This window comes from Aureisphaera sp. (assembly GCF_059726885.1).
Genome location: NZ_AP041051.1, coordinates 2,056,654 through 2,073,859, shown reverse-complemented (window position 1 = coordinate 2,073,859; position 17,206 = coordinate 2,056,654). Strand labels below are relative to the sequence as shown.

Below are 17,206 nucleotides of genomic sequence, written 5' to 3'. Positions count from 1 at the left end.
CCTTAACTATTTTTAAGTTTAGCAGCCTGTCCTGCCCAATCGTCGCGTTTTGCACGACCTGGGAACTCTCCAGTGATGCTGTCTAATAAATCGTATTCCCTGTCGGTCATTTTGCTTACCTGTTCAAAGGTGAAAATGCCCAATTGATGTAGTTTTTCCTCCATTTTGGGTCCTACACCACTTATTCTCTTAAGATCGTCTGCTGTTTGCGTATTTGGATCGAAAGTTCCAATGCTACTCAACAACGAATCTGTTTTAGCGGAATGATCTTCTTCTGAAGATTCAGCTCCTCCTGTGGCTTCTGAGCCTTCAGATCCAGATGATACCATTGCTTCGGCTCCAGACGGCATCTCATAATGCTTTGCGTCGTCTCCTTGTTCTGCCCTTAATTTTTTATACTTGCTTCCCGATGATTTTAGGATAGATTTTACCTCTGCCTGCGCAATTACAGGGAAGGTTCTTGAGTACAATAGGAAAAGTACAAAGAAGAATCCTATGGTTCCGATAAAAATCCCAATATCCACAAAAGTTGGGGAGAACATCGTCCAAGAAGATGGAAGGTAATCCCTATGCAGTGAGGTTACGATAATTACGAAACGCTCAAACCACATTCCGATGTTTACCACAATCGAAATAAAGAAGGAGAACATGATACTTCTTCTCAATTTTGGGAACCACATAAACTGAGGAGAGAATACGTTACAGGTCATCATGGCCCAATAGGCCCACCAATAAGGTCCTGTTGCCCTATTCAAGAAAGCATATTGCTCATATTCCACTCCAGAATACCAAGCGATAAACAACTCGGTTATATAAGCCACACCCACAATAGAACCAGTAATCATTATTACTATGTTCATTAATTCGATGTGTTGTATGGTAATATAATCTTCTAGGTTAGATACCTTTCTCATAATAATAAGAAGGGTATTTACCATCGCGAATCCTGAGAAAATCGCCCCAGCAACGAAATACGGTGGGAAAATGGTAGTGTGCCATCCCGGAATTACCGAAGTTGCGAAGTCAAAGGATACTATGGTATGTACCGAAAGTACCAGTGGTGTTGCCAATCCGGCCAAAACCAAAGATACTTCTTCAAAACGTTGCCAATCCTTGGCACGTCCACTCCATCCGAATGATAGAATGCTGTATACTTTCTTTGTAAATGGTGTAACCGCTCGGTCACGAATCATGGCAAAATCAGGAAGTAAACCTGTCCACCAGAATACCAATGATACCGATAGATATGTGGATATCGCAAATACATCCCAAAGAAGTGGTGAGTTAAAGTTTACCCATAAAGATCCAAATTGGTTTGGAATGGGTAATACCCAATAAGCCAACCAAGGACGTCCCATGTGAATAATTGGGAACAATCCTGCCTGAATTACCGAGAAGATTGTCATCGCCTCTGCAGAACGGTTAATCGCCATTCTCCATTTTTGACGGAATAACAAAAGTACCGCCGAAATAAGTGTTCCTGCGTGACCAATACCTACCCACCAAACGAAGTTGGTAATATCCCAAGCCCAGTTTACTGTTCGGTTAAGTCCCCAAACCCCAATACCAGTTGAGATGGTGTAAATGATACAACCCAATCCCCATAAAAAGGCAACCAAGGCAATAGAAAATACTATCCACCATTGTTTGTTGGCTTTGCCTTCTACGGGAGCCGCTACATCCACGGTAACATCGTGGTAGTTCTTATCTCCAGTAACTAAGGGTCTTCTAATAGGTGCTTCGTAATGCGACGCCATATCTATATATTCAATTACTTAGTTAGATTATTATGCTTCGTTTGTATTTCTCACCTTGGTCTGGTAGAACACATTTGGTTCTGTTCCTACCGCTTCCAATAGGTGATACATACGTTTGTCTTCTTTCAATTCAGCAATCTCACTGTCGTGATCATTTATATCGCCAAACTTAATTGCTCCTGTCTCACATGCTGCCGAACAAGCCGTTTTAAACTCACCACTTTTAACAGGTCTCCCATCACGCTTGGCATCCAAAATGGTCTTTTGGGTCATCTGGATACACATCGAACATTTCTCCATTACCCCACGAGAGCGTACCACTACATCTGGATTCAATACCATGCGGCCTAAATCGTTGTTCATGTGGTAATCGAACTCATCGTTTTCTGCATACAAGAACCAGTTGAAACGACGTACTTTGTAAGGACAGTTGTTTGCACAGTAACGCGTACCCACACATCGGTTATACGCCATATGGTTTTGACCTTGACGACCGTGGGATGTTGCAGCCACCGGACAAACCGTCTCACATGGAGCATGGTTACAGTGCTGACACATAACTGGCTGAAATGCAACCTGCGGATTCGCCGCAGCGTTTTCCATTTCACCGTACTCAGAAAGGGAACTTCCCAATCCGGAAATATTGTCTTTCTTCTCTGAATCTGCCGCAAAGGAATCTTCAGAAGAATAATATCTATCAATTCGAAGCCAGTGCATATCACGGCTACGACGCATTTCAGTTTTACCAACAACCGGCACATTATTCTCGGCGTGACATGCAATAACACATGCCCCACAACCTGTACAGGCATTCAGATCAATAGAAAGATTGAAGTGATGTCCAATAGAACGATCGAACGAATCCCATAAGTCGGCATCTGGAGAAGTAACAGGGATTTCCTGATGATCCTTAGATACTTCTGGAACTGCGTTCCAATCGTGAACGTCTTTAGTGTTGAAAATTTCCAAGGTGGTCTCACGAATAATATCGCGTCCCATCATGGTATTGTGCAACTGAACACATGCAAATTCATGCTCTCCAGACACCTTTTCTAAGGATACTGATCCTGGAGTAGCAGAGAACCCACTATAAAGAGGATAGGCATTTACACCTGTCTGCATTTCTGATTGTACGGAAGAAGTTCGTCCGTATCCCAAAGCAAGTCCTACAGACCCTTTGGCCTGACCTGGTTGGATTAATACCGGCACCCTTTCTAGGGTAACATCTCCCATTTTTACATTTACGTAACTCCCGTTAAGACCTCCATTGGCCACATTCCAGTTTTTCAAGCCAAGGCCTGAAGCATCGGAAGCAGAAATAGTAATATAATTATCCCAAGAAGTTCTTGTAATTGGGTCTGGCAGCTCTTGCAACCAAGGGTTATTGGCTTGCTGGCCATCTCCAAGTCCAGTTTTGGTGTATAACGTAAGTTCTAAACCTCCATTTTGAAGGGAGCTTAATGCTCCATTGGATGTTGAAGAATCGGTAGTTTCAGCGGTGTCTGCATCTGTAGTAATTGCAACAGCGCTTTCGTATACACCATCGTGCAATGCTTGGGTCCAAGAACCTCCATCGGCAAGGATGGTCGCATTCCACATGTCTTTTATATAATTGTAGTAAGAATCGCCATTATCGGTCCACTGTACCAAACAATCTTGAAATTGTTGGGTATTGAATAATGGACGGATGGTAGGTTGCATCAAACCAAATACTCCTTTTTTCAATTGTGCATCTCCCCAAGACTCAAGATAATGAGGGGTAGCTGCAACTAACTTGGCTTTTGAAGCCGTTTCGTCTTCTTTCATCGCAAAGGCAAGAGAGAAGTCAAGATTTTCATACGCAGCGGCGAATTCTGAATGCGGGAAGGTATACACAGGGTTCACACCTACTGTAATCAATCCTTTCACACTTCCACTTACCACTCCGTTCATTACATTGGCCACATCTGAAGCACTTCCCATGGAAGTCATTCGTGGACGATCTGTATCCATTACTTCACTACCTATGCCCTTATTGTATTGCAGCGCAGCAGTTTGAGCAGCTACGGTTTGAACTCCCGTAATAACCACTCCTTTACTACCAGCTTTGCCCAATTGCGCCTTAGCCTTATTAATAGCATCCACAATGTTTTCTGGAAGCCCCGAAGTACTACCCCCTGTAATAGCAGCAATAATCTGTGCTTGTTGTGAAGGGGTCGCTGGCACACGTACATCTGCATTGGCACCAGAAAGGGTCATATTCGCTTCGAACTGATAGTGCTTGGACATCTTTCCATTCTTTGGAATTCGTCCTTGGGCATATCCCGCCTCATAACCACCACCTTGCCAGTCACCTATAAAATCTGCACCTACCGAAACAATAACCTCAGCTTTAGAGAAATCATAATCGGCCAAGGCACGGGTTCCATATTCAGCTTGGAATGCATCCAACGCTTCACTGGAGGATACGGCATCATATATTACGTGACGTACGTTCGGGTATTTTGTTTTAAAATCGGCAATCAATTTGGAAGTCGAAGGACTTGCAAAGGTTTGGGTCAACAAAACCACATCTTGGCCAGCTGTTTCATTCAACTTGCCTGCCACAGCGGTATGCAACTCATCCCAAGAAGCATCTGCTCCATTCACTTTGGGTCCTTGCAGACGATTTTGATCGTACATGGAAAGTACAGAGGCATGCACACGTGCATTTACACTACCGCCATGCTTTGCCAGATCATTTCGCTCAATTTTTATGGGACGTCCTTCACGTGTTTTTACCAATACATTGGCAAAATCGTATCCATCTGCGATCGTAGTTGCATAATAGTTTGCTACTCCAGGCACAATCTCGTCCGGAGCCACTACATAAGGAATGGATTTAATAACAGGACCTTCACAGGCAGCCAAAGAAGCAGCTGCAGTGGTGAATCCAACATATTTTAAGAAATCGCGACGTGTGGTCGAAGAGGCTTCCAACGTGTCTTTGTCACCCAAGAAATCATCCGTAGGAATGGGCTCTACAAATTCGTTTTGTCGTAGCGTCTCAACAATAGAGCTGTTATCGTTTAGCTCTTCAACACTTTTCCAGTATTTCTTGTTTGATGCCATATTATAATTATAAAATAATATTCAAGTTTACATTAGTAGTGACACTTTCCACATTCCAAACCACCCATCTCGGCAGCAGTAAAGCTTTCTTTGCCATACTTCTTGGAAAGTTCTGCATGAATCTTTTCGTAATATTCGTTGTCGGCTACATTTACATTGGTTTCCCTGTGACAGTTAATACACCATCCCATGGTAAGTGGAGAATGCTGTTCCAATATCTCCATTTCTTCAACCGGTCCGTGACAGGTCTGACACTCAACCCCAGCCACGGTAACGTGCTGTGAGTGATTAAAGTAAGCGAAATCCGGTAGGTTATGAATACGCACCCACTTTACAGGTTTCTCTTCACCCGTATAAGCTTGGGTAGCTTCGTCCCATCCTACTGCTGCATACAGTTTTTGGATTTCGGCATTGTAATCTACTCCATATTCGTTTTGTCCTTCCGCCTGTGTATTCGCAGCTACTTCAGAAATGCTTTTATGACAGTTCATACACACATTCAAAGAAGGAATTCCAGAATGCTTACTCTTACGGGCAGAACTGTGGCAATAGTTACAATCTATTTCATTAACCCCTGCATGTATTCTATGGGAGTAATGAATAGGTTGCACTGGTGCATACCCTTGATCAACCCCTACCTGCATCATCCATCCGTAAGCAAAATATCCAGCGGCAAGTAGTAAGAAAATTGAGGTTGTTAACACCAAGAATTGATTCTCGGCAAAAGCTTTCCAAATAGGTGTGCTTTTTTCCTTTTCTTTTATCTCTACCCCTTGTGCTTTTGCAAACTGACGTAAGGTCTTGTTCACTAACACCAAAACCAGGATAAGCATCCCAAACATAAGAGCCAGGATAGCCAAAATCACTTCTGTGGAAACTCCTCCAGTACTGCCATCATCTTTACAAGATTCAGGATTTAAAATACATGGATCTTCCGGCGGTGGCGGCGTATAGTAAGTGTACGCAATTATATTGTCAATATCCTCATTGGTTAAAGCTGGGAAAGGGGTCATAACCGACTGGTTATACTCATTAAAAATCTTTACGGCCTGAGCATCACCTGCTTTTACAAGTTCTTGACTGTTACGAATCCACTTGTACAACCACTCTCGATCATACTTGTCACCAACTCCATATAACGCTGGCCCAGTAGCTTTCTTTCTAAGTTTGTGACAAGCTGCACAATTGGCCTTGAACAGTTTTTCACCAGCAGCCGTATCTACGGCCTGTGTAGGCAGAAAACTTGTAGAAGCGTACGCATTTTGGGAGAAAGAAAGGGTTAGTAATAAAACTAACGCAATAAATGACCATTTTTTGGGTAGATTTCGGTAAGGTACCTTTTCCATACGATCGGTTATATTATTATCCATAAGTTTGGCACGCAATTGGTTATAAATGGTTGTGTTTTCGAACAATTTTTACGTGCCACAAATAACTGTGCAAAAGTACGCCATAAAGTCGATTTTCGAAATCCAAATGAACTGTTAAACCTAATTTATATAGATTCTAAATAATAAATGGCAGCCTAAAAAAGTTATTTAGATTTACATTTGCAAAAAAGAACGAATATGATCGTATTACGAAACCTAAATAAGCTCTTGTTTTTAATCATTTTATCAATGACTTTTTCGTTGCCCTCAATGGCACAAACTGCTACGGTCACTGTAAACCAAGACGAAAAAATACCCCAGCTTCTCGAGCTGAAAAAGGAAATGGAAAAGGACAATGAGTTCACCGATGGATATACCATCCAACTCTATTCCGGCTCCTTGAGAACGGCTAATACGGTCATATCCAACTACCGGAATAAGTATGCCCAATGGCCTGCTTCCATTGAGTATGAAACCCCCAATTACAAGGTATGGGTCGGCAACTATTCCAACCGATTGGAGGTAGATAGGGCATTATTGGAAATACACCGAAATTTCCCGAATGCATTACCTGTCCCTAGAAAGCAACAAAAACAAAATTAAGAGGCATAAAAAAAGCGACCCTAGGGTCGCTTTTCTTTTATCATTGCTGGGTTTGATTACAGCTTCTTCTTCACCGCAACTTCCTGGAAGGCCTCTATAATATCACCTTCTTTAATGTCGTTGTAGTTTTTCACCTGCATACCACAGTCATATCCTTTGGACACTTCTTTCACATCGTCCTTAAATCGCTTCAAGGAAGCCAATTCACCCGTAAACACCACTACTCCTTCGCGGATTAAACGTATACCGGAATTTCTAAAGATTTTACCATTGGTTACCATACATCCAGCAATCGTTCCAATCTTCGAGATTTTAAACGTTTCACGGATTTCGGCGGTACCGGTGATTTCCTCCTTCATTTCTGGAGACAACATTCCTTCCATCGCATCTTTCAGGTCATTGATCGCATCATAGATAATGGAGTACATTCTGATGTCAATTTCTTCCTTATCAGCCAACTGACGTGCATTACCCATTGGGCGTACATTAAATCCAATCACTACGGCATCGGAAGCAGATGCTAACAAGACATCACTTTCGGTAATGGCACCCACTCCTTTATGAATGATATTCACTTGGATTTCCTCGGTAGACAGTTTCAGGAATGAATCTGTCAATGCTTCTACAGATCCGTCCACGTCTCCCTTCAGAATGATATTCAATTCCTTGAAATCACCCAAAGCAATTCGACGTCCGATCTCATCCAGTGTAATATGACGCTGCGTTCTCACACTCTGCTCACGTTGCAATTGTGTACGCTTGGTCGCAATATCCTTCGCCTCGCGCTCATCTTCGAAGACATTAAACTTATCCCCTGCCTGAGGCGCTCCGTCTAATCCTAAAATTGAAACGGGTGTAGAAGGCCCTGCTTCTTTTATTTTCTTTCCACGCTCATCGTGCATGGCTTTTACTTTTCCACTGTGTTGCCCAGCCAATACGTAATCCCCTATTTTAAGGGTTCCCCCTTGTACCAAAATAGTTGAAACGTATCCACGTCCTTTATCCAAGAACGCCTCTACAACAGTACCATTGGCTACTTTATCCGGATTAGCTTTCAGTTCCAGAAGCTCCGCTTCCAATAATACTTTCTCCAACAGTTCGTTTACCCCTTGACCTGTTTTGGCTGAAATATCATGGGATTGGATTTTTCCTCCCCAATCTTCTACCAACAGGTTCATGGCTGCCAAACCTTCTTTAATCTTATCTGGATTTGCCGTAGGCTTATCAATCTTATTTATGGCAAATACGATAGGAACCCCAGCAGCTTGCGCATGGGAAATTGCTTCCTTCGTTTGTGGCATGATATCATCATCTGCCGCTACCACAATAATGGCTAAATCGGTCACCTGTGCTCCACGTGCACGCATCGCCGTAAAGGCTTCGTGACCTGGAGTATCTAAAAAGGCTATTTTTTGCCCACTTTCAAGGGTTACCCCATAGGCTCCGATATGCTGGGTAATTCCTCCGGACTCACCAGCAATTACATTTTCTTCACGTATATAATCCAGTAAAGAAGTCTTACCGTGGTCTACGTGACCCATTACGGTTACAATAGGCGCCCTAGTTTCAAGATCTTCTGGATTGTCTTCCACATCTTGAATGGCTTCTTCAATATCCGCAGTTACGAATTCTACTGTGAAACCAAATTCGTCCGCTACAATACTAAGGGTTTCGGCGTCCAAACGTTGATTCATAGTTACCATCATCCCCAAAGACATACAAGCAGAGATTACTTGCGTAACAGGAACATTCATCATCGTAGCTACCTCACTAACCGTAACAAACTCGGTTACTTTCAGGATTTTGCTTTCAGCATCTAATTGAGCTAGTTCGTCTTCTGTCTTTTGCCTGTGAATATCACGCTTTTCCCTACGATATTTAGCTCCTTTACCTTTAGAAGTCTTTCCTTGTAGCTTCTCTAAGGTTTCCCTTACTTGCTTTTGTACTTCTTCTTCACTCGGCTCTTCCTTAGGTACGTGCGTTCTTCCTTTACCTTTTCCTCTGTTATCCCTATAGTTATTACCTCCTTGAGAAGGTCCTTTGCTAATTCTACGACGCTTGGTTTTCTTCTCTGCCTTTTGTTTATCGTCCTTCTTAGGATCTTTTTTCTTCTCGGGCTTTTTGAATTTAGAAAGATCAATTTTATTCCCCGTAAACTTGGGCCCATCCAGTTTCTGATACTGGGTTTTCACCTTATCCGGTCCTTTAGACACTTCAGCTTCGACCTCCTGTTTTTCCTCCTTCTTTTCTTCTACTTTAGCCTTAGGAGCTTCCTCCTTTTTGGCTACTACCTCTTTCTTAACCTCCTCTTTTTTAGCCTCTTCTTTTTTCTTAGGGGCTTCTTCTTTTTTAGGGGTAGGTTTAGGGGTTTCCTTGACTTCTTCCTTGGGAGCTTCTTCCTTGACTTCTTCCTTCTTTGGCTTGGCTCCTTCTAGATCAATCTTACCAACTTGCTTCGGCCCTTCCAGTTTAGCTTCGGCTTTAATAACGCGAGACTCGGATTGTTTTTCCTCCAACTCCTTTTCACGTGCCAAGCGCAACTCTTCCTTCTCCTTTCGCTTTTCCTCTCCTACTTCCTTGGAGGCAACTTTTTTGCTCTTGTCGGTTTGAAATTCATCGAAAAGCACTTGGTATTCAGTATCACTAATTTTGGTAGTAGGACGTGCCTCTATATCGTAACCATGAGAAGCCAAATGCTCCACAGCACGATCCAGTGAGATGTTGAATTCCCTTAGTACTTTACTAAGTCTCATTGTTTTTACTTCAGCCATAAACTGCTTTCCTGTTATTCTATTTTATTATTGGAATCGTAAATGTAGTCAAACTTTCGACTACTCTTCAAATTCTTCTTTCAATATGTTGACCACTTCCTGAATGGTCTCTTCTTCCAGATCAGTTCCATTGATCAAGAAAGAAATATCTTTTTCTAATACGCTCTTGGCGGTATCCAATCCAATCTTCTTGAATTCATTGATAATCCAATCTTCTATTTCATCGCTAAACTCAGTTAACTCTACATCTTCCTCTGCTCCTTCCCTCAACACGTCTATCTCATACCCGGTTAATTGACCTGCCAAACGAATGTTATGCCCACCACGACCAATGGCCTTGGACACTTCTTCCGGTTTCAAAATCACTTCGGCACGCTTGTTCTCCTCATCAATATTAATGGATGTTACCCTAGCTGGGCTCAACGCACGTGTAATGAAAAGGTTAAGATTATTGGTATAATTGATTACATCAATATTCTCATTCCCCAACTCGCGCACAATTCCGTGAATTCTGGAACCTTTCATTCCAACACAAGCACCTACTGGATCTATACGATCATCGTATGAATCTACAGCTACTTTTGCTTTTTCGCCTGGAATTCGCACCACCTTCTTCACATTAATTAGGCCGTCGAATACTTCAGGAATTTCCTGCTCGAACAATTTCTCCAAGAATATGGGACTTGCCCTTGACATTATGATGGCGGGTTTATTCCCTTTTAATTCCACGCTTTCAATAATACCTCTCACATTATCCCCTTTTCTGAAGAAATCGGATGGTATTTGCTTTTCCTTTGGAAGGATGATCTCATTTCCTTCGTCATCCAATAAAATTACAGCTCTGTGACGAATGTGATGTACTTCTGCTGTATAAATATCACCTTCCAGTTCCTTGAATTGTTTATAAATATTGGTGTTATCGTGTTCATGGATCTTCGATATCAAGTTTTGGCGTAATGCCAAAATAGAACGACGTCCCAAATCGATCAGTTTTACTTCCTCTGACACATCTTCACCAACCTCAAAGTCATCCTCAATCTTGCGCGCTTCAGTTAGGGAGATCTCTTCATTAGGATCTTCTACCTCTCCATCTGCAACTACGATACGGTTTCTCCAAATCTCCAAATCCCCTTTATCGGGGTTAATAATGATATCGAAGTTATCATCACTTCCATACTTCTTCTTCAATGCATTTCTAAACACATCCTCCAGGATCGCCATAAGCGTAACCCTGTCTATCATCTTGTCATCCTTGAACTCTGAAAAAGATTCGATCAACGCTAAATTTTCCATATCATTCTAAATTAAAATGTTATCATAACTTTTGCTTCTACAATATTTTCATAAGGCACTATTGCCTCTTTTTGAACAGTTACTTTTCCTTTTCCAACTGGTTTCGGTTCCCTTGCCTTCCATTGAAGGGTAATGTTTTCTTCTCCTGCATTCACCAATTCACCTTCTATGGTTTCGCCTCCAGTTTTCACCTTTAACTTTCGGCCTACATTTTTTCGGTATTGCCGTACCTCTGACAACGGTTCGGAAACTCCCGCTGATAGTACTTCCAATGAGAAATCCTCTTCATCCCGATCCAGATTATGCTCTATGGCACGACTCACGGCAATGCAATCTTCCACCTTAACACCTTGATCCCCATCTATAATAACACGGATCTGATTTCCGGGTCTGATTTCCAGATCAATTAAAAACAAGGAAGGGTTTTCCTCCAATGCTTTTCCCAACAATTCCTTTACTTTCTCCTGCATCAATTTTGGCTATAAAAAGAGGGGACTTCCCGTCCCCTCGCCTTGTTGCTCTTAAATTCGGTGCAAATATACTATATTTTTCGAGATAATAAAAGTCGAAGAGGTCAATATTATTTTGTAATTTAATTGGGCTAAATCCTTCCAATTTATACACTTATGAAACGTATTTTAGTCCCCACCGATTTTTCCTCGCAAGCCGAAAATGCATTAAAAGTTGCAGCTCAAATTGCCAAAAAGAATAATAGTGCAATTTATTTGGAACACTCCCTTAATTTGCCTTCGCACATAAACGACATGGGCTCAGCAGGAGCGTTACCTGAATCCCTCTATTTTATTAGGCTTGCTGAAAAGGAATTTGAAAAAATCTTGGAGAAACCGTATTTGGCAGATTTAGAAATTCATGAAGCCATAGGACATGGGGAAATCTACGACGATGTGCAGCAGACGGTGAAGGAAAAGGAAATCGACCTCATCGTCATGGGATCGCATGGACTTAGTGGCTTTAAGGAAATGTTTATTGGGAGTAATACCGAGAAGGTAGTGCGTACTTCCCAGATTCCTGTGTTGGTTATTAAGAATGAACATGAAAACTTCGCCATAAACGATTTTGTGTTTGCGACCGATTTTTCGGATGAATGCAGGATTCCTTTTGGCAAAGCACAAAAATTTGCTAAGGATGTGGGTGCTAAAATGCATCTTTTGTACGTAAACACCCCAAGTGGTTTCAAGACATCGGCAGAGGCAAATGCCATGATGAACAACTTTATGAATGGAATTGCCAAAGAGAACTATACCCTTAATATTTATAATGAAACCTCCGTGGAAAAAGGCATTTTAGGTTTTGCCCGCGATCATAATGCCCAGCTTGTAGGTATGAGTACCCATGGACGAAAAGGTATCTCCCATTTTTTTAATGGTAGTATTAGTGAGGATTTAGTGAACCATGCAAACATGCCTGTTATCACCTTTAAAATTTAAGTTTTATAAGCTTGATTTTTAAATGTTTACAATTGCTTGATCCCTCAAGCATTTAGTTTGGCACGCAACTTGATTTCTCCTTAACGAACCCATACCAAATGCGTTATGAGAAGCCAACTAAATGACAATCCGTTCAAAATGCAGCTTCAATTGGAAGACCAATTCAAGCTTGCCCAAGAAATGAAAAATGAAGGCGCTTACAGTTTCGATGAGTACCACAGATTGGTAGGATACTTAACCCGTGATTTCGTAACGCTGCAACATATAGAACCAAATGTTTCCATGAGGTGGGATTTCAGTAATGATCCATTTGGCAAGGCAATGATGGAACTCACCTTGGCCACTATGCAAGGTCAAGAAATCGAGAATTCATAATAGATCACAATTAATTATTAGTAGTAATAAGGCTCCTTCGGGAGCCTTATCTGTATGCAAACTATTCACTTGCCAACAAACCTCCAGCTCGCCTAATCCAAAGAAATTCAATCGGTTTTTACCATTAAAAGGTCGCTCATAAAACATGACTAAAGTCATAGAATGAGAACGCCTAGGGGTCTAATTTTGAAAGAACTTCCAACATGAACACTATGAATAACTTATTGAAAACCATAATACTACTCATATCAGTCATACTAATGAGCTGTGGGGGAAACGGAGATAAAAACCCTGAAAAAGAACAGGTGAAAATAGGCACCCCAAAGAAAGAATCCGTCAAGGAAACCCCAAAGGACAATGCCGAAAGCGCATTGGCGATCGACCTCAACAACAAAGGCGTTGGTCCCATTAAGAACTTAGATTTACCCACTGAGATCGATAACGCAATGGCGGCAACAGGTGCCGAGGTTTTTAAACTAAAATGTACGGCTTGCCATAAACCCACTAAAAGATTTATTGGGCCTGCCCCTGCTGGAATAATGGAGCGCCGTTCCCCAGAATGGATCATGAATATGATTCTAGATCCCGAGGGCATGGTAAAGAATGACCCAATCGCCAAACAGCTTCTTATAGACTATAATGGATCGCCAATGGCTAACCAGAGTTTAACAGAGGAAGAAGCCAGAAGCATACTGGAATATTTTAGGACGCTAAAAATGTAATGAGCATGTAACAGAATAAACGATCGCGCACTATAAAACTTAATTAACCATAAAAACGAATTCCATGAAAGCACTTATCAATTTGCTGCTTGTACTAGGAATCCTACTTACCACTAGTTGCAAAGACCAATCCCAAAATGACCCAAAGACGGCTTCAGCATCCCCAGAGACGGAAGCTTCAACAACCAAGAAACAAGGTCAGGCATTCTTAAAGGATGACGAAGCCAAGCCCACGGTTCTGCACATCGCAATAGGTTCGCCGGACCATACTACCCTTGTGGCTGCTGTACAGGCAGCAGAACTTGAAAATGCATTGGTAAACACAGGACCGCTAATGGTTTTTGCACCTACTAACGAAGCATTTGCTGCGTTACCAGAAGGTACAGTAGAAAACCTCCTTAAACCTGAAAACAAGGAACAATTAGCATACATCCTGAAACACCATGTTACTCCTGGTAATTACAGCAAAGAGTTTCTAAAGAAATTCAAATCATTAGGCCAAGCCAGTAATGAAAACATCCCCGTAGAAGTCAAAGGCGAAGATGTATACGTGGGTGGCGCCAAGATAATAGGTAGTGTTCCTGCCGGTAATGGTATTGTACATGTTGTTGACAAAGTGATTTTACCTGCAAACTAACCCTAACCAAGAAAACCCATACGATTATGAAAAAAATAATAAAACTAACAGTTGTAGTTGCAACCCTTTTGCTATTCATTGGTTGTAACCAATCCACTTCTACAAAAACAAACGGAGCCTTGGGTTCCAACGCCGCAGAAAAGGTTTATGTGGCTCCCGGAGAGTACGATGAGTATTACGCTTTCATCTCTGGTGGATTTAGTGGACAGCTCTCTGTATACGGATTGCCTTCGGGTAGACTTTTCAAGGTAATCCCTGTTTTTTCCCAAGATGCAGAAAAAGCTTGGGGATATAGCGAAGAGACCAAACCCATGCTCAATACTTCTCACGGATTCGTTCCTTGGGATGATTCCCACCATCCAGACATTTCACAGACAAACGGAGTTGTGGATGGACGATGGGTATTCATAAATGGAAACAACACTCCTCGAATCGCAAAAATAGATCTCACCACTTTCGAGACGACCGAGATTCTGGAAATCCCAAACAGTGCGGGAAATCATAGTTCGGCATTCGTAACGGAAAACACGGAATATGTTGTTGCCGGAACGCGCTTTTCTGTTCCTATCCCACAAAGGGACATGCCCATTAAGGAGTATAAAGGGAACTTTAAAGGTTCGCTTACATTTATAAGTGTAGATCCAGATGATGGAGGCATGGACCTTAGCTTTCAAATTCTCATGCCAGGGTTCGATTATGACCTAGCACACCCTGGACGAGGAGCTTCCCATGGTTGGATGTTCTTTTCCACATACAACTCGGAAGAGTCAAGCACGCTAATGGAAGTAAATGCTTCGCAAAATGATAAGGACTTTATTGCCGCCGTAAATTGGAAAAAAGCCGAAGAATACATCGCGCAAGGCAAAGGCAAAAAAATGCCGGCCAATTATGCCCATAACGTTTATGACCATAAAACCCAGATGGCAACCTCAACCATGAAAGACGAAGTTCTTATGCTCGATGCCTCAGAACTTCCTGGATTGGTGTACCTATTGCCTACCCCTAAATCACCTCACGGATGCGATGTGGATCCAACTGGGGAATACATTGTAGGTAACGGTAAACTATCTGCCAATTTAACGGTCCATTCATTCACCAAAATGAAAGCAGCAATCGAAGCTGAGAGTTTCGATGGAGATGCTTATGGAATACCCATTCTTAAGTTTGAAGATGTGCTCGCTGGTGTAGTGGAACAAGCTGGACTTGGCCCATTGCATACAGAGTTCGATGCTGATGGAAATGGATATACGACTTTCTTTATTTCTTCGGAAGTGGTGAAATGGAAAGTGGGAACCTGGGAAGTATTGGATAGACAACCCTGTTACTACTCGGTAGGACACCTTATGATTCCCGGGGGAAATTCACGTGAGCCATTTGGGGACTACGTATTGGCCATGAACAAAATTACCAAAGATCGTTACCTACCTACGGGACCGGAGGTAACTCAATCTGCACAACTTTATGACATACGTGGGGATAAAATGGAATTGTTATTGGACTTTCCTACCGTTGGGGAACCGCATTATGCAGCTGGTATTCGTGCCGATATCGTGATGAAAAACTCTAAGAAGATTTATAAACTCGAAGAAAACGAACACCCTCACGCTATCACTTCGGAAGCGGAAGCGCGTGTGGAAAGGGATGGAAAAACAGTCCGTATTTATATGTCGACCATAAGAAGTCACTTCAACCCTGATAATATTGAAGGAATTAAGGTGGGTGATAAGGTATATTTCCATGTTACCAATCTGGAACAGGATTACGATGTTCCCCATGGAATAAGTATGATCGGTGCGAATACGTCCGAACTGCTCATAATGCCCGGGCAGACCGAAACCTTTGTCTGGGAACCTAAACAGGTAGGCGTATGGCCATTTTATTGCACCGACTTCTGTTCTGCCCTGCACCAAGAAATGCAAGGTTATGTTCGGGTTTCGCCGAGCACATCAGACCTACCATTGTCTTGGTCATTGGGTGAAGATTAGTTTTTTAGTTAGGGAAATTATGCGATCGGTTTCCCGTTCAGGCTAGGGCCTTTGTGTCCTAGCCTGTTTTAAAAGCTTACAAATGATCGAAATGCATTCCAAAAATTTTAATGTCATGAAGAAATCACGCTTGCTCATGTTGTTGAGTTCAGCACTCATTTTGGGTCTATTTTTATTTCCGCTCTGGAACATTAAACTGGAAGCCCCACAATATCCCATCCCATTGGGAATGGATATTTACATTAATGACTTCGCAGATGAAAATCCCCACGATATCAAGAACATCAATCTCATGAATCATTATGTGGGCATGAAATATATTCCAGAGACCATTCCAGAATTCAAAATATTTCCGGCAGTAATAATTGTGATGTTTATTTTGGGAATAATCATTGGACTTAAGGCAAATTATAAATGGTTTTTAGCCTGGTTCATTGTAATGGTACTATTGGCTGCTGCAGGAATCTACGATTTTTACCTCTGGGAGCATGATTATGGGCACGATTTAGACCCAAAAGCGATCATGAAATTCACAAATCCCGATGGGTCCGTAATGGGATTTCAACCTCCCTTATTTGGGTCCAAAGATATCTTAAACTTTACTGCACACTCCTACCCCCAAATGGGCGCTTACATGCTCGGTCTTGGAATTGCACTCTCACTAGTATCATTCTTTGTGGGAAAAAGGGAAAAATCCAACTCTAATTAATATGAAAAGTTTCTACTACATATTGTCCCTATTTTTTTTGGCAGCCTGCCAAACAGGGCCAAGGGAAATCCATTTTGGCGAAGACAGCTGCCACTATTGTAGTATGACTATCGTAGATAGGCAGCATGCGGCTCAAGTAGTGACCCAAAAAGGAAAAGCGTATAAATTCGATGCTGCCGAATGTATGATCCATTCCTTGCAGGACTTAGGCATTGCTTCTATTTCACATTTCCTGGTCACAGATTATAGTACGCCAGACCAGCTAATCGATGCTCAATCTGCCACCTTTCTCGTCTCTCCAAACATAACAAGCCCTATGAGAGCGAACCTTTGCGCCTTGTCTTCTCAAGGAATGGCAATCGACCTTCGGGAGGAAAAAACCGGAGAGCTATATACCTGGGAAGAGATTCAAAAATACATTCTTGAGCACATGGAGTTTCAGTAGT

The 17,206-nt window shown here is 42.1% G+C and carries 14 protein-coding genes; 8 read left to right on the top strand and 6 right to left on the bottom strand.

Translation table 11 applies throughout. The features are described 5' to 3' along the window. Positions 1-2 precede the first annotated feature (2 nt). The 3 genes from AC6JAD_RS08940 to AC6JAD_RS08930 are packed head-to-tail and all read right to left on the bottom strand — an operon-like array spanning position 3 to position 6,193. On the bottom strand, positions 3-1,757 hold the full coding sequence (locus tag AC6JAD_RS08940) for a helix-hairpin-helix domain-containing protein (RefSeq protein ID WP_461305429.1): 1,755 nt from the start codon (positions 1,755-1,757) through the stop codon (positions 3-5). Between the two features lie 30 nt (positions 1,758-1,787). Beyond that, complete coding sequence (locus AC6JAD_RS08935) at positions 1,788-4,847, bottom strand: TAT-variant-translocated molybdopterin oxidoreductase (protein WP_461305430.1); 3,060 nt, start codon at positions 4,845-4,847, stop codon at positions 1,788-1,790. Positions 4,848-4,879: 32 nt separating this feature from the next. Beyond that, positions 4,880-6,193, bottom strand: coding sequence for a c-type cytochrome (locus AC6JAD_RS08930; RefSeq protein ID WP_461305432.1), 1,314 nt, complete (start codon positions 6,191-6,193; stop codon positions 4,880-4,882). Positions 6,194-6,415: 222 nt separating this feature from the next. On the opposite strand from AC6JAD_RS08930, the gene AC6JAD_RS08925 reads away from it, so the two are divergent. Continuing rightward, positions 6,416-6,820, top strand: a complete 405-nt coding sequence (locus AC6JAD_RS08925; protein WP_497865310.1) for an SPOR domain-containing protein — start codon at positions 6,416-6,418, stop codon at positions 6,818-6,820. A gap of 56 nt (positions 6,821-6,876) precedes the next feature. On the opposite strand, the gene infB is transcribed toward AC6JAD_RS08925, so the two are convergent. From infB to rimP, 3 genes are read right to left on the bottom strand one after another with little or no spacing between them, the layout of a single operon-like run. Continuing rightward, positions 6,877-9,591, bottom strand: coding sequence for a translation initiation factor IF-2 (gene infB, locus AC6JAD_RS08920; RefSeq protein WP_461305387.1), 2,715 nt, complete (start codon positions 9,589-9,591; stop codon positions 6,877-6,879). Between the two features lie 60 nt (positions 9,592-9,651). Beyond that, entirely contained in the window at positions 9,652-10,884 is a 1,233-nt protein-coding gene (gene nusA / locus AC6JAD_RS08915) for a transcription termination factor NusA (protein ID WP_461305386.1), read from the bottom strand. An 11-nt stretch (positions 10,885-10,895) separates the two neighbouring features. Continuing rightward, positions 10,896-11,357 carry a ribosome assembly cofactor RimP gene (gene rimP / locus AC6JAD_RS08910; protein ID WP_461305385.1) on the bottom strand — a complete coding sequence of 154 codons (462 nt, stop codon included), beginning with the start codon at positions 11,355-11,357 and terminating at the stop codon, positions 10,896-10,898. A gap of 153 nt (positions 11,358-11,510) precedes the next feature. Between rimP and AC6JAD_RS08905 the strand changes: the two genes are divergently transcribed. The 7 genes from AC6JAD_RS08905 (at position 11,511) to AC6JAD_RS08875 (ending at position 17,205) form a co-directional block, all read left to right on the top strand. After that, on the top strand, positions 11,511-12,332 hold the full coding sequence (locus AC6JAD_RS08905) for a universal stress protein (RefSeq protein ID WP_461305384.1): 822 nt from the start codon (positions 11,511-11,513) through the stop codon (positions 12,330-12,332). Between the two features lie 105 nt (positions 12,333-12,437). After that, the gene (locus AC6JAD_RS08900; RefSeq protein WP_461305383.1) at positions 12,438-12,707 is read left to right on the top strand and encodes a hypothetical protein; all 270 of its coding nucleotides are present in this window, start codon (positions 12,438-12,440) and stop codon (positions 12,705-12,707) included. Positions 12,708-12,919: 212 nt separating this feature from the next. Further along, positions 12,920-13,429, top strand: coding sequence for a c-type cytochrome (locus AC6JAD_RS08895; RefSeq protein ID WP_461305382.1), 510 nt, complete (start codon positions 12,920-12,922; stop codon positions 13,427-13,429). 64 nt (positions 13,430-13,493) lie between these two features. After that, a complete protein-coding gene (locus AC6JAD_RS08890) occupies positions 13,494-14,066 on the top strand; it encodes a fasciclin domain-containing protein (RefSeq protein ID WP_461305381.1) in 573 nt (190 codons plus the stop codon). A gap of 26 nt (positions 14,067-14,092) precedes the next feature. Further along, positions 14,093-16,051 (top strand): Sec-dependent nitrous-oxide reductase, encoded by a 1,959-nt coding sequence (nosZ, locus tag AC6JAD_RS08885; protein WP_461305380.1) that lies wholly within the window; start codon positions 14,093-14,095, stop codon positions 16,049-16,051. Between the two features lie 115 nt (positions 16,052-16,166). Further along, positions 16,167-16,760, top strand: coding sequence for a hypothetical protein (locus AC6JAD_RS08880; protein WP_461305379.1), 594 nt, complete (start codon positions 16,167-16,169; stop codon positions 16,758-16,760). Position 16,761: 1 nt separating this feature from the next. Next, complete coding sequence (locus AC6JAD_RS08875; protein WP_461305378.1) at positions 16,762-17,205, top strand: nitrous oxide reductase accessory protein NosL; 444 nt, start codon at positions 16,762-16,764, stop codon at positions 17,203-17,205. Position 17,206 lies beyond the last annotated feature (1 nt).